The sequence below is a fragment of the Bacillota bacterium genome, assembly GCA_024653485.1.
Classification (GTDB): Bacteria; Bacillota; SHA-98; order UBA4971; family UBA4971; genus UBA6256.
Map to the genome: position 1 here is coordinate 18160 of JANLFY010000018.1, position 20367 is coordinate 38526.

Annotated in this window: 34 protein-coding genes and 1 pseudogene; all 35 read left to right on the plus strand. The window is 60.8% G+C overall.

The features are described 5' to 3' along the window. Positions 1 to 12 precede the first annotated feature (12 nt). The 35 genes and pseudogenes from fusA (at position 13) to NUW12_11810 (ending at position 20343) form a co-directional block, all read left to right on the plus strand. On the plus strand, positions 13 to 2091 hold the full coding sequence (gene fusA / locus NUW12_11640; GenBank protein MCR4403400.1) for an elongation factor G: 2079 nt from the start codon (positions 13 to 15) through the stop codon (positions 2089 to 2091). 38 nt (positions 2092 to 2129) lie between these two features. Further along, positions 2130 to 3335, plus strand: a complete 1206-nt coding sequence (gene tuf, locus NUW12_11645) for an elongation factor Tu (protein ID MCR4403401.1) — start codon at positions 2130 to 2132, stop codon at positions 3333 to 3335. A 201-nt stretch (positions 3336 to 3536) separates the two neighbouring features. Continuing rightward, positions 3537 to 3845 (plus strand): 30S ribosomal protein S10, encoded by a 309-nt coding sequence (gene rpsJ, locus NUW12_11650; protein MCR4403402.1) that lies wholly within the window; start codon positions 3537 to 3539, stop codon positions 3843 to 3845. A gap of 81 nt (positions 3846 to 3926) precedes the next feature. Further along, entirely contained in the window at positions 3927 to 4574 is a 648-nt protein-coding gene (gene rplC, locus NUW12_11655) for a 50S ribosomal protein L3 (GenBank protein ID MCR4403403.1), read from the plus strand. A 15-nt stretch (positions 4575 to 4589) separates the two neighbouring features. Beyond that, a complete protein-coding gene (rplD, locus tag NUW12_11660; protein ID MCR4403404.1) occupies positions 4590 to 5216 on the plus strand; it encodes a 50S ribosomal protein L4 in 627 nt (208 codons plus the stop codon). After that, positions 5213 to 5500 (plus strand): 50S ribosomal protein L23, encoded by a 288-nt coding sequence (gene rplW / locus NUW12_11665; protein ID MCR4403405.1) that lies wholly within the window; start codon positions 5213 to 5215, stop codon positions 5498 to 5500. Before rplD ends, rplW begins: the two co-directional genes overlap by 4 nt. A gap of 71 nt (positions 5501 to 5571) precedes the next feature. Continuing rightward, the gene (gene rplB, locus NUW12_11670; GenBank protein MCR4403406.1) at positions 5572 to 6396 is read left to right on the plus strand and encodes a 50S ribosomal protein L2; all 825 of its coding nucleotides are present in this window, start codon (positions 5572 to 5574) and stop codon (positions 6394 to 6396) included. 21 nt (positions 6397 to 6417) lie between these two features. Next, positions 6418 to 6702 (plus strand): 30S ribosomal protein S19, encoded by a 285-nt coding sequence (gene rpsS, locus NUW12_11675; protein ID MCR4403407.1) that lies wholly within the window; start codon positions 6418 to 6420, stop codon positions 6700 to 6702. A gap of 33 nt (positions 6703 to 6735) precedes the next feature. Then, positions 6736 to 7074: a 50S ribosomal protein L22 gene (rplV, locus tag NUW12_11680; GenBank protein MCR4403408.1), complete on the plus strand. Its 339-nt coding sequence runs from the start codon at positions 6736 to 6738 to the stop codon at positions 7072 to 7074. A 3-nt stretch (positions 7075 to 7077) separates the two neighbouring features. Continuing rightward, positions 7078 to 7737: a 30S ribosomal protein S3 gene (gene rpsC, locus NUW12_11685; protein MCR4403409.1), complete on the plus strand. Its 660-nt coding sequence runs from the start codon at positions 7078 to 7080 to the stop codon at positions 7735 to 7737. A 2-nt stretch (positions 7738 to 7739) separates the two neighbouring features. Then, positions 7740 to 8174, plus strand: a complete 435-nt coding sequence (gene rplP / locus NUW12_11690; protein MCR4403410.1) for a 50S ribosomal protein L16 — start codon at positions 7740 to 7742, stop codon at positions 8172 to 8174. Next, entirely contained in the window at positions 8164 to 8367 is a 204-nt protein-coding gene (gene rpmC, locus NUW12_11695) for a 50S ribosomal protein L29 (GenBank protein MCR4403411.1), read from the plus strand. Before rplP ends, rpmC begins: the two co-directional genes overlap by 11 nt. Positions 8368 to 8395: 28 nt before the next feature. Then, positions 8396 to 8638 (plus strand): 30S ribosomal protein S17, encoded by a 243-nt coding sequence (rpsQ, locus tag NUW12_11700; GenBank protein MCR4403412.1) that lies wholly within the window; start codon positions 8396 to 8398, stop codon positions 8636 to 8638. Positions 8639 to 8705: 67 nt separating this feature from the next. Further along, the gene (rplN, locus tag NUW12_11705) at positions 8706 to 9074 is read left to right on the plus strand and encodes a 50S ribosomal protein L14 (protein ID MCR4403413.1); all 369 of its coding nucleotides are present in this window, start codon (positions 8706 to 8708) and stop codon (positions 9072 to 9074) included. A 30-nt stretch (positions 9075 to 9104) separates the two neighbouring features. After that, on the plus strand, positions 9105 to 9425 hold the full coding sequence (gene rplX / locus NUW12_11710) for a 50S ribosomal protein L24 (GenBank protein MCR4403414.1): 321 nt from the start codon (positions 9105 to 9107) through the stop codon (positions 9423 to 9425). Between the two features lie 20 nt (positions 9426 to 9445). Further along, positions 9446 to 9988 (plus strand): 50S ribosomal protein L5, encoded by a 543-nt coding sequence (gene rplE, locus NUW12_11715; protein ID MCR4403415.1) that lies wholly within the window; start codon positions 9446 to 9448, stop codon positions 9986 to 9988. A gap of 135 nt (positions 9989 to 10123) precedes the next feature. Next, on the plus strand, positions 10124 to 10309 hold the full coding sequence (locus NUW12_11720) for a type Z 30S ribosomal protein S14 (protein MCR4403416.1): 186 nt from the start codon (positions 10124 to 10126) through the stop codon (positions 10307 to 10309). Positions 10310 to 10352: 43 nt separating this feature from the next. Beyond that, complete coding sequence (gene rpsH, locus NUW12_11725) at positions 10353 to 10751, plus strand: 30S ribosomal protein S8 (GenBank protein ID MCR4403417.1); 399 nt, start codon at positions 10353 to 10355, stop codon at positions 10749 to 10751. Positions 10752 to 10851: 100 nt separating this feature from the next. After that, positions 10852 to 11409 carry a 50S ribosomal protein L6 gene (gene rplF, locus NUW12_11730; GenBank protein MCR4403418.1) on the plus strand — a complete coding sequence of 186 codons (558 nt, stop codon included), beginning with the start codon at positions 10852 to 10854 and terminating at the stop codon, positions 11407 to 11409. Positions 11410 to 11438: 29 nt separating this feature from the next. Beyond that, entirely contained in the window at positions 11439 to 11807 is a 369-nt protein-coding gene (gene rplR / locus NUW12_11735) for a 50S ribosomal protein L18 (GenBank protein ID MCR4403419.1), read from the plus strand. A 25-nt stretch (positions 11808 to 11832) separates the two neighbouring features. Further along, on the plus strand, positions 11833 to 12324 hold the full coding sequence (gene rpsE / locus NUW12_11740; protein ID MCR4403420.1) for a 30S ribosomal protein S5: 492 nt from the start codon (positions 11833 to 11835) through the stop codon (positions 12322 to 12324). Positions 12325 to 12385: 61 nt separating this feature from the next. Beyond that, the gene (gene rpmD, locus NUW12_11745; protein MCR4403421.1) at positions 12386 to 12565 is read left to right on the plus strand and encodes a 50S ribosomal protein L30; all 180 of its coding nucleotides are present in this window, start codon (positions 12386 to 12388) and stop codon (positions 12563 to 12565) included. A 13-nt stretch (positions 12566 to 12578) separates the two neighbouring features. Beyond that, positions 12579 to 13019, plus strand: coding sequence for a 50S ribosomal protein L15 (gene rplO, locus NUW12_11750; GenBank protein MCR4403422.1), 441 nt, complete (start codon positions 12579 to 12581; stop codon positions 13017 to 13019). Position 13020: 1 nt separating this feature from the next. Next, positions 13021 to 14271 (plus strand): preprotein translocase subunit SecY, encoded by a 1251-nt coding sequence (gene secY / locus NUW12_11755; GenBank protein ID MCR4403423.1) that lies wholly within the window; start codon positions 13021 to 13023, stop codon positions 14269 to 14271. Between the two features lie 29 nt (positions 14272 to 14300). Beyond that, positions 14301 to 14984 carry an adenylate kinase gene (locus NUW12_11760; GenBank protein MCR4403424.1) on the plus strand — a complete coding sequence of 228 codons (684 nt, stop codon included), beginning with the start codon at positions 14301 to 14303 and terminating at the stop codon, positions 14982 to 14984. Further along, on the plus strand, positions 14971 to 15720 hold the full coding sequence (map, locus tag NUW12_11765; GenBank protein MCR4403425.1) for a type I methionyl aminopeptidase: 750 nt from the start codon (positions 14971 to 14973) through the stop codon (positions 15718 to 15720). Before NUW12_11760 ends, map begins: the two co-directional genes overlap by 14 nt. Positions 15721 to 15749: 29 nt before the next feature. Then, positions 15750 to 16040 carry a KOW domain-containing RNA-binding protein gene (locus NUW12_11770; GenBank protein MCR4403426.1) on the plus strand — a complete coding sequence of 97 codons (291 nt, stop codon included), beginning with the start codon at positions 15750 to 15752 and terminating at the stop codon, positions 16038 to 16040. Beyond that, entirely contained in the window at positions 16033 to 16251 is a 219-nt protein-coding gene (infA, locus tag NUW12_11775) for a translation initiation factor IF-1 (GenBank protein MCR4403427.1), read from the plus strand. The genes NUW12_11770 and infA overlap by 8 nt, the downstream gene beginning before the upstream one ends. An 83-nt stretch (positions 16252 to 16334) precedes the next feature. Beyond that, positions 16335 to 16448 (plus strand): 50S ribosomal protein L36, encoded by a 114-nt coding sequence (gene rpmJ, locus NUW12_11780; protein MCR4403428.1) that lies wholly within the window; start codon positions 16335 to 16337, stop codon positions 16446 to 16448. A 20-nt stretch (positions 16449 to 16468) separates the two neighbouring features. Then, positions 16469 to 16840, plus strand: a complete 372-nt coding sequence (gene rpsM, locus NUW12_11785; GenBank protein ID MCR4403429.1) for a 30S ribosomal protein S13 — start codon at positions 16469 to 16471, stop codon at positions 16838 to 16840. A gap of 18 nt (positions 16841 to 16858) precedes the next feature. Continuing rightward, the gene (gene rpsK / locus NUW12_11790) at positions 16859 to 17248 is read left to right on the plus strand and encodes a 30S ribosomal protein S11 (GenBank protein MCR4403430.1); all 390 of its coding nucleotides are present in this window, start codon (positions 16859 to 16861) and stop codon (positions 17246 to 17248) included. Between the two features lie 45 nt (positions 17249 to 17293). Next, positions 17294 to 17920 (plus strand): 30S ribosomal protein S4, encoded by a 627-nt coding sequence (rpsD, locus tag NUW12_11795; protein ID MCR4403431.1) that lies wholly within the window; start codon positions 17294 to 17296, stop codon positions 17918 to 17920. Positions 17921 to 18016: 96 nt separating this feature from the next. Further along, on the plus strand, positions 18017 to 18964 hold the full coding sequence (locus NUW12_11800) for a DNA-directed RNA polymerase subunit alpha (protein ID MCR4403432.1): 948 nt from the start codon (positions 18017 to 18019) through the stop codon (positions 18962 to 18964). Positions 18965 to 19031: 67 nt separating this feature from the next. Next, positions 19032 to 19370, plus strand: coding sequence for a 50S ribosomal protein L17 (rplQ, locus tag NUW12_11805; protein MCR4403433.1), 339 nt, complete (start codon positions 19032 to 19034; stop codon positions 19368 to 19370). A 148-nt stretch (positions 19371 to 19518) separates the two neighbouring features. Beyond that, positions 19519 to 20343 (plus strand): annotated as a pseudogene (locus tag NUW12_11810) (energy-coupling factor transporter ATPase). The last annotated feature ends 24 nt before the right edge of the window (positions 20344 to 20367 follow it).

Sequence of the window (20367 nt, forward strand, 5' to 3'; positions counted from 1 at the left end):
AGGGGATGGAAGGTGGACGAGAGGTTCCCCCTCGAGAGAACTAGAAACATCGGCATAATGGCCCACATCGACGCGGGGAAGACGACGACCACCGAGCGCATCCTCTTCTATACGGGGCGGGTGCACAGAATCGGAGAGGTGGACGATGGCGCCGCGACGATGGACTGGATGGTTCAGGAGCAAGAGCGCGGCATTACGATAACCGCGGCTGCCACCACATGCTTCTGGAAGGAGCACCGTATCAACATCATAGATACGCCCGGGCACGTGGACTTCACTATGGAAGTTGAGCGGTCGCTTCGCGTGCTAGATGGTGCGATCGCCGTGCTGTGCGCCGTGGGTGGCGTGGAGCCGCAGACGGAGACAGTGTGGCGCCAAGCGGATCGGTATCGCGTTCCGAGGATAGTCTTCGTCAACAAGATGGACCGAGTCGGAGCGGACTTCGATCGAGCAGTGGAGATGATTCGTGGAAGGCTCGGCGCCCGCGGGGTTCCTCTGCAGATCCCGATAGGATCCGAGGACAGCTTCAAGGGCGTCGTCGACCTCCTTGAACAAAAGGCAGTGCTCTACCTTGACGACCTAGGCATTCAGCAGGAGGTCACGGACATACCTCCCGAACTTCGGAAGGAAGCCTCGAAGCGCCGCGAAGAGCTCATCGAGGCTGTCGCCGACGCCGACGACGGCATTATGGCCAAGTACATTGAGGGTGAAGAGATCACCACCGCCGAACTCAAGCAGGCGCTCCGGCGAGCTACTCTCGCCGTGAAGATAGTCCCTGTGCTGTGCGGCGCCGCCTTCCGCAACAAGGGAGTCCAGCTTCTTCTGGATGCAGTGGTAGATTACCTCCCTTCTCCGAACGATCTGCCTCCCGTCATGGGGGTCAGCCCCAAGACCGGAGAGGAGGAGGCGAGGGCACCAGATGATAATGAGCCTTTCTCCGCTCTCGCCTTCAAGATAGCGGTGGACCCGTACGTCGGCAAGCTGACGTACTTCCGGATTTACTCGGGGGTCGTGCGGGCGGGGTCCTATGTCTACAACGCGACGAGGAACAAGAAGGAAAGATTGGCGCGGATCCTCTTGATGCACGCGAACCACCGCGAAGACATAAACGAGGCCCGTGCCGGAGACATCGTCGCTGGTGTGGGACTGCGGGAGGTCGGCACCGGTGATACGCTCAGCGACGAGGAGAAGCCCGTGATTCTCGAGGCGATAGAATTCCCGGAGCCCGTGATCTCGGTAGCGGTGGAGCCCAAGAGCAAGGCGGACGAGGACAAACTGGCCGCCGCTCTGGCTAAGCTGGCTGAGGAAGACCCGACCTTCCGCGTCAGGCAGGACCCCGAGACGGGGCAGACCGTGATATCGGGCATGGGCGAGCTCCACCTGGAAATCATCATAGACAGGCTCGTCCGCGAGTTCAGAGTGGAGGCCAATGTGGGCAAGCCCCAGGTGTCCTATAGGGAGACCATACGGTCCGCAGTGGAAACCGAGGGCAGGTTCATCAGACAGACGGGCGGCAGAGGCCAGTACGGCCACGTGAAGCTGCTGCTGTCGCCGCTGCCTGCGGGGAGCGGGTTCGAGTTCGAAGACAGAGTGACGGGAGGCGCCATACCCAAGGAATTCATTCCAGCGGTGGAGGCTGGTGCCCGCGAAGCGATGGAGTCTGGCACGCTTGCCGGCTACCCCATCGTGGACGTCAAGGTGACACTGTTCGACGGAACCTATCACGAGGTGGACTCGTCTGAAATGGCCTTCAAGATAGCGGCGTCCATGGCCGTCAAAGACGGGACGAGGCGGGCCGACCCTGTCTTGTTGGAGCCTCTGATGCGCGTGGAAGTGGTCGTTCCGGAGGAATTCACCGGCGACGTCATCGCCGACATAAGCGCCAGGCGTGGCAGGGTTCAGGGCATGGAAAGAAGGGGTCCTACTCAGATCATTCGGGCCCACGTTCCTCTTGCGGAGATGTTCGGGTACGCCACGGATTTGCGTTCGCTCACGCAGGGGAGAGGAACCTACGTCATGCATTTCGATCGTTATGAAGAGGTTCCCGCGCAGATCGCTGAGGCCGTGTCCGCGCGCGGGAGGTACTCGTAGTAGAGTCAAGACCTATGCCAAGGGAGGATGACTTGAGAATGGCCAAGCAGAAGTTTGAGAGGACAAAGCCACACGTGAATGTGGGGACCATCGGGCATATCGACCACGGCAAGACCACTCTGACCTCGGCGATCACGCTGGTCCTGAGCAAGCACGGCAAGGCTGTCTACAAGAAGTTCGAAGAGATCGACAATGCCCCTGAGGAGAGGGAGCGTGGTATCACCATTTCCACGTGCCACGTGGAGTACGAGACCGACAAGAGGCACTACGCGCACGTCGACTGCCCTGGCCACGCCGACTACATCAAGAACATGATCACGGGCGCGGCGCAGATGGACGGCGCGATCCTCGTGGTGAGCGCGGAGGATGGGCCGATGCCGCAGACGAGGGAGCACGTGCTGCTCGCGCGGCAGGTCGGCGTGCCTTACATCGTGGTCTTCCTGAACAAGGTGGACAGGATGGAGGGCGAGGAGGAGCTCATAGACCTGGTTGAGATCGAGGTGCGGGAGATACTCTCCAAGAACGAGTTTCCGGGAGACGAGATCCCGTTTGTCAGGGGCTCTGCTCTCAAGGCGCTCGAATGCGGATGCGGCAGCCGCGATTGCAAGTGGTGCAGTGGCATCCTGAAGCTCATGGACGCGGTGGACGAATACGTGCCGACTCCTCAGCGCGACGTCGACAAGCCGTTCCTGATGTCCGTGGAAGACGTGTTCTCCATCACGGGCCGTGGCACCGTGGCGACGGGCAGGGTCGAGCGCGGCGTCGTGAAGGTGGGCGACGAAGTGGAGATAGTGGGCCTCAGCGATGAGGCAAGGAAGACCGTTGTGACCGGCGTTGAGATGTTCCGCAAGACCCTCGACATTGGCCAAGCGGGCGACAACATCGGCGTGCTGCTCCGGGGTATCGACAAGGACGAGATCGAAAGAGGTCACGTGCTCGCGAAGCCCGGGTCCATCACGCCTCATACCAAGTTCACCGCCGAGGTGTACGTGCTGAGCAAGGAGGAGGGCGGCCGTCATACGCCGTTCTTCACCGGTTACCGCCCGCAGTTCTACTTCAGGACGACCGACGTAACGGGCACGGCGATGCTGCCTGAGGGAGTCGAGATGGTCATGCCCGGGGATAACATCAGGATGACCATCGAACTCATCACGCCCATCGCCATGGAGGAAGGCCTGCGCTTCGCCATCCGCGAGGGTGGCCGCACGGTCGGCAAGGGCGTGGTTACGTCGATAATCGCGTAGGGGCGTGGGCGATTCATCGGGAGCGCCCGCCTCGCGAGGCGTCGCGACCGAGGGAGGAAACGGGGCAGGCACGCCGGAGCGGCTCACTGGCGCGGCCTGCCCCTCGGAGCGATGATGCCGGAGGTTGCCTGCGCGGCAGGGGAATTCCGGCGGAGTACGTCTGTCAACATGATCAGGCGATGACTGGGAGGTATGCTGAACATGCCTGAGCAAAGGATCAGGATAAGGCTGAAAGCGTTCGACCACCGTCTATTGGACCAGTCGGCGGAGAAGATCGTGGAAACGGCCAGGCGCAGCGGGGCGCGGGTTTCCGGTCCCATACCGCTTCCGACTGAGAAGAGCATATTCACCGTCCTGAAGTCGGTTCACGTCGACAAGGACTCGCGTGAGCAATTTGAGATGAGGACTCACAAGAGGCTTATTGACATAATCGATCCCACGCCCAAGACCGTTGACGACCTCATACGGCTGGACCTTCCTGCCGGAGTGGGCATCGAGATCAAGCTCTAGCCTTGTGACCGAGGCGGGGCGGATACACATGCCCTCAGGGGGAGACGCAAGCCACATGTACAGCAGGGAGGTGCGGGGCAGATGCCCAAAGGCATACTCGGACGAAAACTAGGCATGACCCAGGTGTTCGGCGAAGACGGGGAGGTCATCCCCGTGACCGCGATAGAGGCCGGGCCGTGTGTTGTCGTCCAGAAGAAAACGAAGGATACCGACGGCTACTCAGCCATTCAACTCGGTTTCGAGGACATCAGGGAAGGCCTCCTGACGAAGCCGGAGCGGGGGCACTTCAAGAGAGCGCACGTCAAGCCCAGGCGGTACCTGAGAGAGATCCGCGTGAAGGAAGACGACGGCTCTTACGATGTTGGCGCCGAGATCAAGGTCGACATCTTCAACAAGGGCGACCGGGTGGACGTAATCGGCACGTCGCTTGGTAAGGGCTTCGCCGGCGTCATCAAACGGTGGAACTTCAAGAGGGGCCCGATGGCTCACGGTTCGATGTACCATCGAAGAGTCGGTTCCCTTGGGGCGACAGACCCGGCACGCGTGTTCAAAGGGCGGAAGCTGCCGGGGCGCATGGGCGCGAGACGCGTGACCATTCAGAACCTGGAGATCCTGAAGGTGGATCCTGAGAGAAACCTTCTCTTGGTCAAGGGATCCGTCCCGGGACGACGCGGAGGCTTGCTCCTCGTGAAAGAGGCAGTCAAGACCACCGTGAAAAAGAAGAAGTGAGGCAGGTGGGAGCAAGTGCCAACAGCGCCTCTGTACAACATGAACGGTGAAAAGATAGGCGAATACGAGCTGCCTGACTCCGTCTTCGGCGTCCCGGTCAACGAGGCCGTTCTCCACGAGGCGGTCGTAATGCAGCTTGCGTCGAGGCGGCGGGGGACCGCAAAGACGAAGACCATAGGAGAGGTATCAGGCGGAGGGATCAAGCCCTGGAGGCAGAAAGGGACCGGCCGAGCCAGGCATGGGAGCCGAAGATCGCCGCTGTGGCGGGGAGGAGCCACGTTGTTCGGACCTGTCCCGCGGGACTACGCGTACCGACTCCCGAAGAAGGTTCGAAGGCTGGCTCTCCTGTCAGCGCTTTCATCGAAGGCCCAAGCCAACGAGGTGGTCGTCCTCGAGAGCCTGATGCTTCCGGAGCCGAAGACGAAAGCAATCGCGACCGTCCTGGAGAAACTGGATGCGGACGGGACAGCGCTCGTCGTGACGCGGCAGCCCGACAGAAACGTGGAGCTTTCAGCGAGGAACCTGCCCGGCGTCAAGACATTGGTGCCATCGGCCCTTAACGTCTACGACATCCTGGACCACGAAAAGCTGGTCTTTACGCGCGAGGCGGTGGAAGCGGTCGGGGAGGTGCTTTCCAAGTGAAGTCACCCAGAGACGTGATCAAGCGGCCGCTCGTCACTGAGAAAAGCACGAGGCAGCTTGAGGAGAACAAGTACGCCTTCATGGTCGACGTAAGGGCGACCAAGACCGAGATAAGAGAGGCTATCGAAGAGATCTTCAAGGTCAAGGTGAAGGAGGTCAACACCCTCCGCGTGCCGGGCAAGACGAAGAGGATGGGCAGGTTTGAGGGAAAGACCCCCGAGTACAAGAAGGCTGTTGTGACCCTGGAGAAGGACAACAAGATCCCGCTCTTTGAGGGTGTGTAGTCCCTGTAGCAGCCGGCTGTGTCAGTCGGCTCCCCCTCTGGCGGTATCGGTGAGTTGAGGAGGGGCGAAAGGTGGCAGTGAAGAGGTATAGGCCGGTCACTCCGGGGAGGCGGTTCATGACCGCTCCTACGTTCGAGGAGATCACCGCGAAGGAGCCCGAGAGGTCTCTTCTCGCGCGCAACCCGAAGACCGGCGGCCGCAACGTATACGGCAGAATCACGGTGAGGCACAGGGGCGGTGGCGCCAAACGGAAGCTGAGGATCATCGATTTCAGGCGCGACAAGGACGGGGTGCCCGCGACTGTGGCGAGCATCGAATACGATCCGAACCGCTCCGCGAGGATCGCCTTATTGAACTACGCGGATGGTGAGAAAAGGTACATCGTGGCGCCGCTCGGGCTCGAGGTGGGCAACAAGGTAATGTCCGGCTCGGGCGCCGACATAAGGCCAGGCAATGCCCTCCCGCTGCGCGACATCCCGGTGGGAACGATCATCCACAACCTTGAGCTCGTTCCCGGAAAAGGAGGCCAGCTCGCAAGGGCTGCAGGCATGAGTGCGCAGCTCATGGCGAAAGAGGGCGACTACGCGCACGTGAGGCTCCCTTCTGGAGAGGTCCGGCTGGTGCGCCTCGAGTGCAAGGCTACCATTGGTCAGGTGGGCAACGTCGAGCACGAGATCGTTCGCGTCGGCAAGGCGGGCAGGAAGCGCCACATGGGATGGAGACCGGAGGTTCGCGGCGTCGTGATGAACCCCGTTGACCACCCGCACGGCGGCGGAGAAGGCCGCGCACCCATAGGGCATCCGTCGCCTCTCACGCCATGGGGCAAGCCGACGCTAGGCTACAAGACCAGGAAGAGAAAGCCGTCAGACAGACTCATTGTCAGAAGGCGGAAGTAGCGAGGGGAAGGAGGCGGGCTGATGTCACGGTCGCTCAAGAAGGGCCCCTACGTAAACGAGAAGCTGCTTGCGAAGGTGCGCGCGTTTAACGAGAAGGGGCACAAGGAAGTCATAAAGACGTGGTCGAGAGCCTCAACCATCTTCCCCGAGATGGTGGGCCACACTATCGCGGTCCACGACGGCCGCAGGCATGTGCCGATCTACATCACCGAGGACATGGTCGGGCACAAGCTGGGGGAGTTTGCTCCGACGAGGACCTTCCGCGGGCACGGCGCCCACACCGAAAGGTCCACGGCGCTCAAGTAGGGTGCCTGTCGAGGTCTGGAGGGGATGGCTAGCATGGAAGCTCGCGCGGTTGCACGTTACGTCAGGATAGCGCCGAGAAAGGCGAGGCAGGTCATGGACCTGATAAAGGGAAAGAGCGCCAAGGACGCCATGGCGATTCTCAGGTTCACTCCGAAGAAGGGCGCACGGCTCATAACCAAGGTCCTGAAATCCGCCATGGCCAACGCGGAACACAACTTTGAGATGAACAAGGACGACCTCTACGTGGCGGAGGCCAGAGTCGACGAAGGGCCCACCATGAAACGGTGGCGGCCGAGGATGCGTGGGATCCCGGTGCGGATCATGAAGCGCACAAGCCACATCACGGTAGTTCTGAAAGAGAAGGAGGGATGACTAGTGGGTCACAAGGTTCATCCCCTTGGCATGCGTCTCGGGATAATCAAAGACTGGCCCGCGAAATGGTACGACAAGAAAGCCTATCGTGAGCTGGTTCACGAGGACCGCGAGATCAGGCAGTTCGTGAAGACCAGGTTCTTCAATGCGGGGGTCTCGCGGGTGGAGATAGAGCGGGCGGCCACGCGCGTGAAGGTGAACATCCACACTGCGCGCCCTGGCATGGTCATCGGAAGGGGCGGTCAGGAGGTGGAGCAGCTCAGGCGCGATCTCGAGGCTATCACTGGCAAGCACGTGTCGGTGAACATCGTCGAGGTGAAGAACCCGGAGATCGACGCGCAGCTCGTGGCGGAGAACATCGCGGCCCAGATCGAGAAGAGGATCTCCTTCCGCCGGGCGATGAAGCAGGCCATGGCGAGAGCCATGAAGATGGGAGCCCAGGGCATGAAGGTGAAGGTCGGCGGCCGGCTGGCGGGGGCGGAGATCGCGCGTACCGAAGGTTATAGCGAGGGTAAGATCCCCCTTCACACGCTGAGGGCGGACATAGATTACGGATTCGCCGAGGCGCACACCACTTACGGCAGGATCGGTGTCAAGGTGTGGATATACAAAGGCGACGTGCTTCCTGAGAAGGAGAAGGCCGCCGGCGAAGGGAGTCGGTGAACATGCTTCAGCCGAAGAGAGTCAAGCACCGAAAGGTTCAGCGAGGGAGGATGACGGGAAAGGCCGTGCGTGGGTCTGAGCTCTTCCTCGGGGAATACGGCCTTCAAGCCCTCGAACCCGGCTGGATCACCGACCGGCAGATAGAGGCTGCAAGGATCGCCATGACCAGGTACATCAAGAGGGGCGGCAAGGTCTGGATCAAGATCTTTCCCGACAAGCCCGTTACGAAGAAACCCGCCGAGACGCGCATGGGGAGTGGAAAGGGCAATCCTGAGTACTGGGTAGCTGTGGTGAAGCCGGGGAGGATTATGTTCGAGATCGCGGGAGTCCCGGAGGAAGTGGCGCGTGAGGCGATGCGACTCGCCGGGTTCAAGCTTCCCATAAAGACCAAGTTCGTCAAGCGAGAAGAAGTAGGTGGTGAGGCAAGTGAAGGTTAAGGACATCCGTGACCTCACCAGCGAGGAGCTCCAGCGTAAGCTCGAGTCGCTGAAAGAGGAGCTTTTTAACCTTCGGTTTCAGGTTGCCACCGGTCAACTCGATAATCCCATGCGCATGCGCGAGGTCCGCAGGACGATAGCGCAGGTCAAGACGGTCCTGCGCGAGCGGGAGCTTGGCATCAACCAGGCATAAGGAGGGTTGCTTTGTGATTGACCGGGGTATGCGCAAGAGTCGCGTGGGCACCGTCGTCAGTGATAGAATGGATAAGACCGTTGTGGTCGCCGTGGAGAGGACTGTCAGGCATCCGCTCTACAAGCGGACGTTGAAGAGGACCACGAAACTCATGGCCCACGACGAGGAGAACAACGCGAAAGTCGGCGACAAGGTGCGTCTCATGGAGACCAGGCCTCTCAGCAAGCGCAAGAGATGGCGCGTTGTTGAGATCGTCGAGAAGGCGAAGTAGCAGCAGAGCGGGCGGTGGGGACCCCTGCTTGGCGCTTCGGGCGCCTTTTGTCGAGGAGGTGGGCGAGATGATTCAACCGCAGACTATGCTGTCCGTTGCGGACAACACCGGCGGCAAGAAGATCATGTGCATACGGGTGCTTGGCGGAGGCAACAGGAGATTCGCCGGCATAGGCGACGTCATCATAGCGAGTGTCAAGGAGGCCGCGCCCGGGGGCGTGGTCAAGAAAGGCGAGGTCGTGAGGGCGGTGATAGTCCGGACGAAGAAGGAGATCCCGCGCCCGGACGGATCGTACATCAAGTTCGACGAGAACGCCGCGGTGATCATCAACGATCAGAACAATCCCAGGGGCACCAGAATCTTCGGTCCCGTTGCGAGAGAGCTGCGGGATAGGGACTTCATGAAGATAGTCTCTCTCGCCCCTGAAGTGCTGTAGAGCCACAAGGAGGCGGGCGTTTTGAGCCGGATGAAACCTCATGTGAAGAAGGGCGACATGGTCATCGTCCTGTCAGGAAAGGACAAGGACAAGAAGGGCAAGGTCTTGCGGGTGCTTCCAGCGGAAGGACGCGTGCTGGTGGAGGGTGTCAACGTGGTGAAGCGCCACACCAAGCCGACACGCCTCGTCCCTCAGGGCGGCGTCATCCAGAAGGCGGAGCCGGTGCCCCTGGCGAAGGTCATGGTGGTCTGCCCCAAGTGCAGCAGACCCGCGCGGGTGGCGAGGCGCACCGCTGAGGACGGCGAGCACGTTCGAGTGTGCAAGGAGTGCGGGCGAGAGATAGACAAGTAGGACATCGGGGGTGACGGCAAGTGGCGGCGCGGCTCAAGGAGAAATACCTCAAAGAAGTTGCACCTGCCCTCCGCGAGAAGTTCGGGTACAAGAGCGTCATGCAGATCCCCAAGATCGACAGGGTCGTCGTGAACATGGGCGTCAGCGACGCTGTCGCGGATCCCAAGATGCTCGACTCAGCCGTGGCCGATCTCACGGCGATATCGGGGCAGAAGCCCCTCGTGACGCGGGCAAAGAGATCGATAGCTGCCTTCAAGCTGAGGGCGGGGGTTCCCATCGGGTGCAAGGTAACTCTCCGGGGGGAGAGGATGTACCACTTCCTCGACAAGCTGTTCAACGTGGCCCTTCCCAGGATTCGCGACTTTCGAGGGGTCTCGCCCGATGGGTTTGACGGCAGGGGGAACTACTCCCTGGGGATCAAGGAGCAGCTGATCTTTCCGGAGATCGTTTACGACAAGGTCGACAAGATAAGGGGCATGGACATCACCATCGTCACGACGGCAAGGACCGACGAAGAGGCATTCGAGCTCCTGAGAGCCATGGGGATGCCTTTCAGGAAGTAGGCCTGGGTCGTGGCGGGCGGGCTGGCTGCGGCGCCTTCGGGAGGTGCGACGTGCGGCCGATCGGTGCCGTCACAACGCGAAGGCGAGGGCGAGCCCGGGTGGGCCCGGCTCCAGTACTTCAGTGGAGGGATGGCTTTGGCCAAGAAAAGCCTGATAGAGAAGCAAAAGCGGCCGCAGAAGTTCCGCGTCAGGGCGTATCACAGATGCCCCATATGTGGACGGCCGAGGGCGTACATGCGGAAGTTCGACATGTGCAGGATCTGTTTCCGCAGGCTCGCTCTTCGGGGAGAGATCCCTGGAGTGACGAAGGCGAGCTGGTGAATGGTGCGGCGGGCAGGCCTGCAAGTGGAGGAGGTCGATGTGAATGGTAACGACGGACCCCATTGCTGACATGCTGACGAGGATCCGGAATGCCAATACCGTGGCACGGGACGTCGTTGAAGTCCCCTCCTCGCGGGTGAAACGCGAAATTGCGAAGATCCTCAAGGAAGAGGGATTCATCAGGGACTTTGAGGTCATAGGCGACGGCAAGCAAGGAATGCTTCGCATCTACCTCAAGTTCGGTCCCAACAAGCAGAAGGTCATAACGGGCCTGAAGAGGATAAGCAAGCCCGGACTGCGGGTTTACGCGGGGAAGGATGAGCTTCCCCGGGTCCTGGGTGGTCTGGGGATCGCCGTCATCTCGACGCCCAAGGGGATCATGGCGGATAAGAGGGCCCGCAAAGAGGGCGTGGGTGGCGAAGTCATCTGCTATGTCTGGTGAGCCGAGCCCGGCGGACCTGCGTGCGTGCCCCAGACAACGGGTGACATCTGCGCAAGGTGGCGCCGGAAGGCTCCTGGGCAGGTTCTGAGGGGGTGAAACGATGTCCCGGATTGGGAAGATGCCGATTCCAGTGCCGAAAGGCGTTGAGGTTGAGATCTCGGGGAACACCGTGGTTGTCAAGGGTCCCAAAGGGAAGCTGCAGAGGGACGTCTCCCGGGATGTGAAGGTTTCCCTTCAGGGCGACAAGATCGTGGTCGAACGGCCCAGTGACGATAAGCAACACAGGGCGCTGCACGGTCTGACGCGGACGCTTGTGGCCAATATGGTCAAGGGCGTCACGGAAGGTTATGAGAAGTCGCTCGTCATTGCGGGAACCGGGTACAAGGCCGCCAAACAAGGCAGGAAACTCGTGCTGAGCATGGGGTTTTCCCATCCCGTCGAGGTGGAACCGGTCGAAGGCCTTGAGATCGAGGTCCCGCTTCCCACGAAGATCGTGGTGAAGGGGATAGACAAGGAACTCGTTGGCCAGACCGCCGCGAATATTCGTGCGGTGCGACCGCCTGAGCCGTACAAAGGAAAGGGTATCATGTATGAGGGCGAACACATCCGCAGGAAAGCGGGCAAGGCTGGCAAGGCGGCTGCAGGCGGGAAGAAGTAGGCTCGGAGCACGGGAGGTGGGGATGAGCTATGTTCAAACGCAAGGATAGGAAGGTCGCGCGGGCCAGGCGGCACCTGCGGATCAGGAAGAAGGTGTCCGGCACGTCCGAGGTGCCCAGGCTGTCAGTAGCGAGAACTCTGAGGCACGTCTACGCCCAGATCATCAACGATGAGGCGGGCACCACCCTCGCGTTTGCATCGAGCCTTGACCCCGAGGTGAAGGCTCAGGTCAAGAACGGGGGCAACGTGGAGGCCGCGCGGCTGGTCGGAAAGATCGTCGGTCAACGGGCGCAGGCCAAGGGCATCAAGAGGGTGGTGTTCGACCGCGGGGGCAACCTGTTTCACGGCAGGGTTGCCGCGGTGGCCGAGGGCGCGCGCGAAAGCGGACTCGAGTTCTAGCGTCCGGGGGAGTTGGTGAAAGACGATGATGGAGTTTGAGAGCCAAGAGCTCAAAGAGAAGGTTGTCAGCATTGACCCGGTAGCCAAGACAACCAAGGGCGGTCGCACCCGGAGCTTTCGCGCTCTGGTCGTGGTGGGTGACGAGAACGGGCACGTAGGCACGGGTATCGGAAAGGCGTCGGAGGTCTCGGAGGCGATCCGAAAGGGCGTCGAAGAGGCGCGCAAGAACATGTTTGACGTCCCGGTCGTGGGGACGACCATTCCTCACGAGATCACAGGTGAGTTCGGCGCGGGCAGAGTCCTCCTGAAGCCCGCGGCACCCGGCACGGGCGTGATAGCCGGAGGTCCCGTCAGGGCGGTCTTGGAGCTTGCCGGCGTGAAGGACATCCTGACCAAGTCCCTCGGATCATCCAATCCCTTCAACATGGTGGGCGCCACCGTGAAAGGCCTCAAGTCTTTGAGAAAGGCCGAGGACGTGGCTCGGTTGCGTGGAAAGTCCGTGTCGGATCTGCTTTGATGAAACTTGGGGGGTGGATCGGGTGTCCTTGGGGGCAAACGACGTGGGCAAGGCTGCGAAGATGTTGAAGATCACGCTGATACACAGCACGATTGGGGTTCCGAAAGTCCAGAGGGCGACAGTGCGAGCTCTCGGCCTCACGAGGCTGAACAAGGCCGTCGTCCTCCCGGACAATCCTCAAGTCCGTGGTATGGTGCGAAGAGTCGACCACCTGGTCGACGTGGAGGAAGTCACGGGGTAAGGGGGTGGCAGATGTGAGGCTCGAAGAACTCGCCCCGCCCGAAGGCGCCCGTCATCACCTGAAGAGGGTGGGCAGGGGGATCGGAAGCGGTCACGGCAAGACTGCCGGAAGGGGACACAAGGGTCAGAAGGCGCGCTCCGGAGGCGCGAAGGGCGCAATGTTTGAGGGCGGCCAGATGCCGCTCGTCAGGAGAGTCCCGAAGAGGGGCTTTACCAGCCGTTTCAGGGAAGACTTCACCGAGGTCAAGCTCTCCTCTCTGAGCGCATTCGAGGAAGGGTCGCAAGTCTCGCCCGATGACCTGAGGAAGTCTGGTATAATAAAGCGAGCTGGCGCCCGCGTGAAGATACTGGGCGACGGGGAGATAACTCGACCGCTCGTCGTGAAGGCCCACGCCTTCACACGCTCGGCGCGGGAGAAGATAGAGCAAGCGGGCGGCAAAGCAGAGGTGATATAGGTTGCTGGGAGCACTTGCGAGCGCCTTCAGGATTCCGGACCTGAGAAAGAAGATCCTCTATACCGCGCTTCTGCTTGCGGTGTTCAGGATCGGCTCGTTCATCCCGGTCCCGGGCGTCAATGTGGCCAGGCTGATCGAGACATATGGCGAGACGAGTCTTTTCCAGTTCCTCGACCTCTTCTCCGGTGGAGCGCTGCAGAGGTTCACGGTGTTCGCGATGGGCGTGAACCCGTACATCACAGCCTCCATAATACTGCAGCTCCTTGCGCTCGTCATTCCGAGTCTGGAGGAGCTGTCGAAGGAAGGCGTCGAGGGAAGGCGCAAGATCGCTCAGTGGACCCGCTACGGCACGGTTGTGCTGGGTGTCATACAGGCACTTGGCATCACCGTAGGAATACGGGGTGCGGTTGAGGATCCCGGCATCCTCCCCGTGCTTCTCATCGTGGTCACTTTGACAGCTGGCACTTCGTTCCTGATGTGGCTTGGCGAGAAGATCTCCGAGCATGGCCTCGGAAACGGGATTTCGCTCATAATCTTCACCGGCATCATAGCGAGGCTTCCGGCCGGCGCGCATACTACGGCGATCAGCATCGGCAGGGGCGGTATCAGCCCGCTCAACGTTGTGCTGTTCCTAGTGCTCGGGCTCGCCTCGGTTGTCGGCGTCATCTGGATCACGCTGGGTGCTAGGAGGATTCCCGTTCAGTACGCGAAGAGGGTCGTCGGAAGGCGGGTTTACGGCGGGCAGACAACCCACATTCCCCTGCGCGTGAACCAGGCTGGGGTGATACCGGTCATCCTTGCTTCGTCGCTGTTGACGTTCCCTCTCACCATTGCCCAGTTCGTTCCGAGGCTCGCGTTCCTGGTGGATTGGCTCCGAGGCGACAGCGTGTCGTACATGGCGATCTATGCGGTGCTAGTGGTGGTGTTCACTTACTTCTACACGGCGATAACCTTCAACGTGACTGAAGTCGCGAACAACATGAAGAAGTATGGAGGATTCATTCCCGGACTTCGGCCGGGAAGGCCTACGGCTGAGTACCTCGACCGGGTGCTGACGAGGATAACTTTGGTCGGCGGGCTGTTCCTCGCGGTGATCGCCGTCCTGCCGAACGTCATGACGAGCATCACGCGTCTCAGCACCATCTCTTTCGGGGGCACGGCCCTGCTCATAGTGGTGGGCGTAGCGCTCGACACGATGAAGCAGATCGAAGCGAACCTGCTCATGAGACAGTACGAGGGGTTCATGAAGTAGGCCGGAGGAGCTGGAGGAGGCAGTTTGCTATGCGCCTTGTGTTACTGGGGCCGCCTGGGGTCGGCAAAGGAACGCAGGCGGCTCGGCTCGGGTCGCGATTCCGGGTCCTCCAGGTCTCCACAGGCGAGATGTTCCGGGAGGCGCTCTCACAAAAGACGCCCCTTGGCTTGGAGGCCCGGAAATACATGGACGCCGGCAAGCTGGTCCCGGACGAGGTCACCATCGAGCTCGTGAGGGAGAGGCTCAGCCGCTCGGACGTTTCGTCAGGCTTCATCCTGGACGGGTTTCCGAGGAACCTCGTGCAGGCTCGGGCGCTCGAGGGCGTGTTGCGGGACCTCGGAGCGAGGCTTGACGCCGCCGTAAGCATCGAGGCTGGAACGGAAACGCTTGTGCGCAGGCTATCCGGGCGTAGGCAGTGCAAGCGATGTGGGGCCGTGTACCACATGCAGTTCAATCCGCCATCTGAGCCGGGGAAGTGTCCCAAGTGTGGCGGGGAGCTATACCAGCGAGATGATGACCGTGAGGAGACGGTGAGGGAACGGCTCAAGGTGTTTGCAGCTGAGACCGCGCCGGTGAAGGATTTCTATCGGGACAAGGGCGTTCTCGTGTCGGTTGATGGCGAGCGAGGCATCGACGAGGTCACCCAGTCGATCATATCGGCAATTGAAGAAGGCAATGCTGTTGAAGAAAGTGTCTCCGATGGTGATTCGTAAGACACCCGTAGAGATAGCCAGCATGAGGAAGGCAGGGCGGGTGCTCGCAAGGCTCCTCAAGGAGCTGGCCGGCCTGATCAAGCCCGGCCTCACAACCGGCGAGATCGATAGGTTTGCCGAGGCTTACATCAGGGGTTGCGGGGCGGTGCCATCCTTCAAGGGCTTGTATGGTTTTCCTGCAAGCGCGTGCGTCTCAGTGAACGACGAAGTCGTGCACGGCATCCCGGGAGGCCGGCGACTGCGCGAGGGAGATATCGTCAGCGTAGACGTTGGGGCCATGGTGGACGGCCTACACGGGGACTGTGCCGCAACGTTTGCGGTGGGAGAGGTTCCTGACGAGACTGTGCGCCTCCTCCGTGTCACTGAGGAGTCGCTTTACCAAGGTATCCAGCAAGCCTGCCCGGGGAAACGCGTGGTCGACATATCCAGGGCGATCCAGGAGCATGTGGAGGCGAACGGCTTTTCCGTCGTCAGGGCGCTCGCTGGCCACGGTATCGGACGTAGCGTTCACGAGGAGCCCAGGATCCCCAATTTCGTGGTGCGGAACGATCCGGGACCTGAGCTCAGGCCCGGGGCCACGCTTGCGATAGAGCCCATGGTCAACGCGGGAAGCCATGATGTCTTGACGCTTGACGACAACTGGACGGTGGTTACGCGCGATGGATCGCTGTCAGCCCACTTCGAGCACACCGTGGCGGTGACGTCAGACGGGCCTGAGATATTGACCGCTCTCTAGGTGTGTGGGAGGTCGGTGCGAAAGTGGAGATGCGACCGGGTCAGGTTGTCGTGTCGATCGCCGGAAGGGACAGAGGAAGACGGTACATCGTGGTGCGCGTCATCGACGATACGTTCGTTGCCGTCGTTGACGGGACCTATCGGAGGGTGTCCAATCCCAAGAAGAAGAACGTGCGCCATCTCATGTGGACCCGCAAGGTGGATAGTGGCGTCGGGGCGAAGGTCCTGGTGGGCGCGCGCGTCACCGACGAGGAGGTCCGGGAAGCTTTGAGGTCAGCTGAAGATGATTCCTGCGGGAAGGCGGACTGGTCTCATGAGTAAGAAGGATGCCATCGAGGTCGAGGGAACCGTCATCGAGGCGCTGCCCAACGCGATGTTCCGGGTCGAACTCGAGAATGGGCACAGGGTACTTGCTCACGTCTCAGGCAAGATGCGTATGAACTTCATTCGCATCCTGCCCGGAGACAGGGTGAGCGTTGAGCTGTCGCCCTACGATCTCACCCGGGGCAGGATCACATACAGGTTCAAATGAGGCGTGTGGGCCATCTCCTGGAGGCGGGGCGTGGAAGCGGGAAATCGCGCGCCGCGAACCGGGAACGTCAAGGGGGAGTTTGCATGAAAGTCCGGCCATCGGTCAAGAAGATATGCGACAAGTGCAAGATAGTGAGACGCAAGGGCGTCCTTCGGATCATTTGCGAGAATCCCAAGCACAAGCAGCGGCAGGGCTAGGCTGGAGGTGAGATGAGAGAATGGCTAGGATTGCGGGTGTGGACCTTCCACGGGACAAGAGGATCGAGATAGCCCTGACTTATATATACGGGCTGGGTCTTACGACTTCTCAGCAGATTCTGGAGAAGACCGGTGTAAATCCCGATACGAGGGTCCGTGACCTCACAGAGGAAGAGATCACGCGTCTACGCGAGGTCATAGACAAAGAGTACAAGGTCGAAGGTGAGCTGCGCTCGGAGCAAGCGGGGAACATCAAGAGGCTCATAGATATCGGCACGTACAGAGGCCTGCGGCACCGCAGGGGCTTACCCGTCAGAGGTCAGCGTACCAGGACCAACGCCAGGACACGGAAAGGTCCCAGGAAGACCGTGGGCGTGAGGAGATCCAAGTGAGAAAGGAGGGCATGAGGCGTGCCCAGGAAAACCACGAGAGTGAAACGGCGTGAGCGCAAGAACGTCGAAAGCGGAGTTGCGCACATCCGATCGACGTTTAACAATACCATCGTCACGATAACGGACCCGCAGGGCGGAGTGATCTCATGGTCGAGCGCCGGCAAGCAGGGCTTCAAAGGCTCCAGGAAAGGGACCCCCTTCGCCGCGCAGATGGCGGCCGAGGCGGCCGCTCGGGCGGCCATGGATCACGGCATGCGCCAGGTGGAGGTGCTGGTGAAGGGGCCAGGATCCGGCAGGGAGGCGGCCATCAGGTCGCTACAGGCCACCGGCCTTGAGGTGAGCATGATCCGCGACGTGACTCCGATTCCTCACAACGGGTGCCGGCCGCCGAAGCGCAGAAGGGTATGATAGGACTGAACGGATGGGCGGACAATTTCAGGAGGTGAGGGCTGAATGGCCAGGTACACAGAGTCCGTGTGCAGGCTGTGCCGGCGTGAAGGGTTGAAGCTATACCTGAAAGGTGACAGGTGCTATAGCGATAAGTGCGCAGTTGACAAGAGGCCGTACGCGCCCGGGGAGCACGGGCAGGGCCGAAAGAAGATGTCGGAGTACGCGGTTCAGCTACGCGAGAAGCAGAAACTGCGTCGCATATACGGGGTTCTCGAGAGGCAGTTCGAACGCTACTTCGAGATGGCCTCCAGGAAACGGGGCGTCACGGGCGAGGCGCTCCTCCAGATACTCGAGTCCCGGCTCGATAACATCGTGTACCGGATGGGGCTGGCGGCCTCAAGGGCGGAGGCGCGGCAGATGGTGAGGCACGGCCACATGGCTGTGAACGGCGAGAAAGTCAACATTCCGTCGTATCTCGTCAAGCCGCACGATGTCGTGTCCGTTCGCGAAGGGAGCCGCGAGCTCACGCGGTTCAAGATGGCTGCGGAGTCGGCCGGGGAGCGCACAGTGCCCGCGTGGCTGTCCCTCCACGCAGACGGCTTGAGCGCAACCGTTCTCAGCCTGCCCACAAGAGATCAGATCGACGTTCCGGTACAGGAACACATGATCGTCGAGCTCTACTCCAGATGAAGGTGGTCGTGCGTCGACCTACGACGGTGTGCCGCATGACAGAAGGCTAGTGGCAAACGGTGCGCGGTCCGCACAAGCCAGAAGGGAGAGTTGCGGATGATCGAGATTGAGAAGCCCAGAATCGAGTGTCAGGAGGCCACCGAAGAGTACGGCAAGTTCGTGGTCGAGCCCCTCGAAAGGGGCTACGGCATAACCCTGGGGAATGCCCTTCGGAGGGTTCTCCTATCGTCCCTCCCGGGGGCCGCGGTCACTTCTGTGAAGATAGAGGGCGTCCTCCACGAGTTCTCCGTGATACCGGGGGTGGTGGAGGACACCATAGACATACTTCTGAATCTCAAGGGACTTCTGGTCAAGCTGCATTCAGACGGACCGAAGATCGTGAGGATCGAAGCTCAGGGCGAAGGGGAGGTCAGGGCAGCGGACATCATTGCCGATCCTGACGTGGAGATCCTAAACCCGGAACTCCACATCGCAACGCTCGACAAGGACGGCCGGCTTTTCGCCGAGATAACCATCGAGAAAGGCAGAGGATACGTCCCGGCTGAAAAGCGCAGGACTGAGCCGGTGATCGGCGTTATCCCCATGGACTCCATCTTCACTCCTGTCCGCAAGGTAAACTACCAGGTGGAGAACACGCGAGTCGGTCAGGTCACGGACTACGATAGGCTCATCCTCGAGGTCTGGACGGACGGAAGCATATCGCCCAAGGAGGCCACGAGTCTCGCAGCGAGGATCATCTCGAGCCATTTGGCGCTCTTCACGAGTCTCACGGAGACTGCCGATCGGGTAGAGATGATGGTGGAGAAGGCTGAGGATGAGAAGGACAAGATCCTGGACATGCCAATCGAGGAGCTGGACCTCTCGGTGCGCTCATACAACTGCCTGAAGAGGGCCGGCATAAATACCGTGCAGGAACTCATCAGAAAGACCGAGGAAGACATGATGAAGGTCAGGAACCTCGGAAAGAAGTCGCTCGAGGAAGTCAAGGGCAAGCTAGCGAACCTCGGTCTTTCCCTCCGTCCATCGGAAGACCAGGAGGACTGAAACCCAGAGTCGAACGGAACAAGACCCTAAGAGCGTATTGGCGCTCTGGTCCGGGAGGGATCTCGTCATGAACCAGGCGAAACTTGGGCGCACGAGCGCCCATAGGAAGGCGATGCTTCGCAGCATCATTACATCACTGTTTGAGCATGAGCGCATTCGGACGACCGAGGGCAAGGCGAGGCAGCTCGAGCCCGTCGCCGAGAAGCTGATCACACTGGCCAAGAGAGGCGATCTTCACGCCCGAAGGCTGGTGGCGGGGTACGTAAGGAGCGACACCGTGACGAAGAAGCTGTTTGATACGATTGCGCCGCGTTACAGGGATCGTCAGGGTGGCTACGTTCGAACTGTGAAGCTCGGAGAGCGTCGAGGAGACGCCGCGCCGGAGGTCATAGTCGAGCTCGTGTAGTCCGGCCGTTGCGGTCGAACCCCGCGCGCGGGCGGACCCGCGCCGGGCTGTGCCGAGCGGTTGTCGTTGAGGGGCGGGGCAAACGAGCCATCTCTTCCTGCAAGAGTGCGCGATTGCGCACTTTTTGTGGGTTTTAGGGGGCGTCTCCTTGATGGAGATGATCACCGCTGAGAACCTAGTGTACGAATACGGACCTACCGAAGACAGGAGGAACCCTGCGCTTGGGGGCGTAAACCTTGCCATATCGCCAGGGGAGTTCGTGGCCATAATCGGCCACAACGGGTCCGGCAAGTCGACTCTTGCGAAGCACTTCAACGCCCTTCTTCTGCCGACCTCAGGGGTTGTGACTGTCAAAGGAATGAGAACGAGCGATCCGCGTAACCTCTGGAGGATCCGTCAGACCGTGGGCATGGTGTTCCAGAACCCCGACAACCAGATAGTGGCCACCACTGTCGAGGAAGACGTGGCTTTCGGCCCTGAGAACCTGGGTGTACCTCCAGCGGAGATCCGGCGTCGCGTCCGGGAGGCGCTTGAGTGCGTCGACATGGTTGACTACACGCGGCACCCTCCGCATCTCCTGTCCGGGGGGCAGAAGCAGCGCGTCGCCATCGCCGGCGTGGTCGCAATGAGGCCTGAGTGCATCGTGCTTGACGAGCCTACTGCCATGCTCGATCCGTCGGGAAGGCGAGAGGTCCTGGGAACCATCACCAGACTGAACAGGGAAGAGGGTATCACCATCGTCCTCATTACCCACTTCATGAACGAGGCTGTTCAGGCTGACCGCGTGATAGTGATGGAAGCCGGGCGGATCGTCCTCGAAGGCAGCCCACGCCGGGTGTTCGCCCAGGTTGAGACTCTGAGGGCGTTGCACTTGGACGTGCCGCAGGTGACGGAACTCGCGTACGAGCTGAACAAGGAAGGAGCGGGCCTTGCCCCTGACATCCTCACCGTGGAGGAGTTCGCCGACGCAATCACGGGTGCTGACGGTGAGGGCGAC

Excerpts from the sequence above, each read along its gene's own strand:
- tuf (MCR4403401.1), top strand. The coding sequence starts at position 2,130 with ATGGCCAAGCAGAAGTTTGAGAGGACAAAGCCACACGTGAATGTGGGG.
- rplC (MCR4403403.1), top strand. The coding sequence starts at position 3,927 with ATGCCCAAAGGCATACTCGGACGAAAACTAGGCATGACCCAGGTGTTC.
- rpmD (MCR4403421.1), top strand. The coding sequence starts at position 12,386 with ATGTTGAAGATCACGCTGATACACAGCACGATTGGGGTTCCGAAAGTC.
- rplR (MCR4403419.1), top strand. The coding sequence starts at position 11,439 with ATGTTCAAACGCAAGGATAGGAAGGTCGCGCGGGCCAGGCGGCACCTG.
- infA (MCR4403427.1), top strand. The coding sequence starts at position 16,033 with ATGAGTAAGAAGGATGCCATCGAGGTCGAGGGAACCGTCATCGAGGCG.
- rplF (MCR4403418.1), top strand. The coding sequence starts at position 10,852 with ATGTCCCGGATTGGGAAGATGCCGATTCCAGTGCCGAAAGGCGTTGAG.
- NUW12_11760 (MCR4403424.1), top strand. The coding sequence starts at position 14,301 with ATGCGCCTTGTGTTACTGGGGCCGCCTGGGGTCGGCAAAGGAACGCAG.
- rplP (MCR4403410.1), top strand. The coding sequence starts at position 7,740 with ATGCTTCAGCCGAAGAGAGTCAAGCACCGAAAGGTTCAGCGAGGGAGG.
- rpsD (MCR4403431.1), top strand. The coding sequence starts at position 17,294 with ATGGCCAGGTACACAGAGTCCGTGTGCAGGCTGTGCCGGCGTGAAGGG.
- rplQ (MCR4403433.1), top strand. The coding sequence starts at position 19,032 with ATGAACCAGGCGAAACTTGGGCGCACGAGCGCCCATAGGAAGGCGATG.
- rpsH (MCR4403417.1), top strand. The coding sequence starts at position 10,353 with ATGGTAACGACGGACCCCATTGCTGACATGCTGACGAGGATCCGGAAT.
- NUW12_11770 (MCR4403426.1), top strand. The coding sequence starts at position 15,750 with ATGCGACCGGGTCAGGTTGTCGTGTCGATCGCCGGAAGGGACAGAGGA.
- rplN (MCR4403413.1), top strand. The coding sequence starts at position 8,706 with ATGATTCAACCGCAGACTATGCTGTCCGTTGCGGACAACACCGGCGGC.
- rpsQ (MCR4403412.1), top strand. The coding sequence starts at position 8,396 with ATGCGCAAGAGTCGCGTGGGCACCGTCGTCAGTGATAGAATGGATAAG.
- rpsS (MCR4403407.1), top strand. The coding sequence starts at position 6,418 with ATGTCACGGTCGCTCAAGAAGGGCCCCTACGTAAACGAGAAGCTGCTT.
- NUW12_11800 (MCR4403432.1), top strand. The coding sequence starts at position 18,017 with ATGATCGAGATTGAGAAGCCCAGAATCGAGTGTCAGGAGGCCACCGAA.
- rpsM (MCR4403429.1), top strand. The coding sequence starts at position 16,469 with ATGGCTAGGATTGCGGGTGTGGACCTTCCACGGGACAAGAGGATCGAG.
- rplV (MCR4403408.1), top strand. The coding sequence starts at position 6,736 with ATGGAAGCTCGCGCGGTTGCACGTTACGTCAGGATAGCGCCGAGAAAG.
- map (MCR4403425.1), top strand. The coding sequence starts at position 14,971 with ATGGTGATTCGTAAGACACCCGTAGAGATAGCCAGCATGAGGAAGGCA.
- rpsJ (MCR4403402.1), top strand. The coding sequence starts at position 3,537 with ATGCCTGAGCAAAGGATCAGGATAAGGCTGAAAGCGTTCGACCACCGT.
- rplX (MCR4403414.1), top strand. The coding sequence starts at position 9,105 with ATGAAACCTCATGTGAAGAAGGGCGACATGGTCATCGTCCTGTCAGGA.
- rpmJ (MCR4403428.1), top strand. The coding sequence starts at position 16,335 with ATGAAAGTCCGGCCATCGGTCAAGAAGATATGCGACAAGTGCAAGATA.
- rpsE (MCR4403420.1), top strand. The coding sequence starts at position 11,833 with ATGATGGAGTTTGAGAGCCAAGAGCTCAAAGAGAAGGTTGTCAGCATT.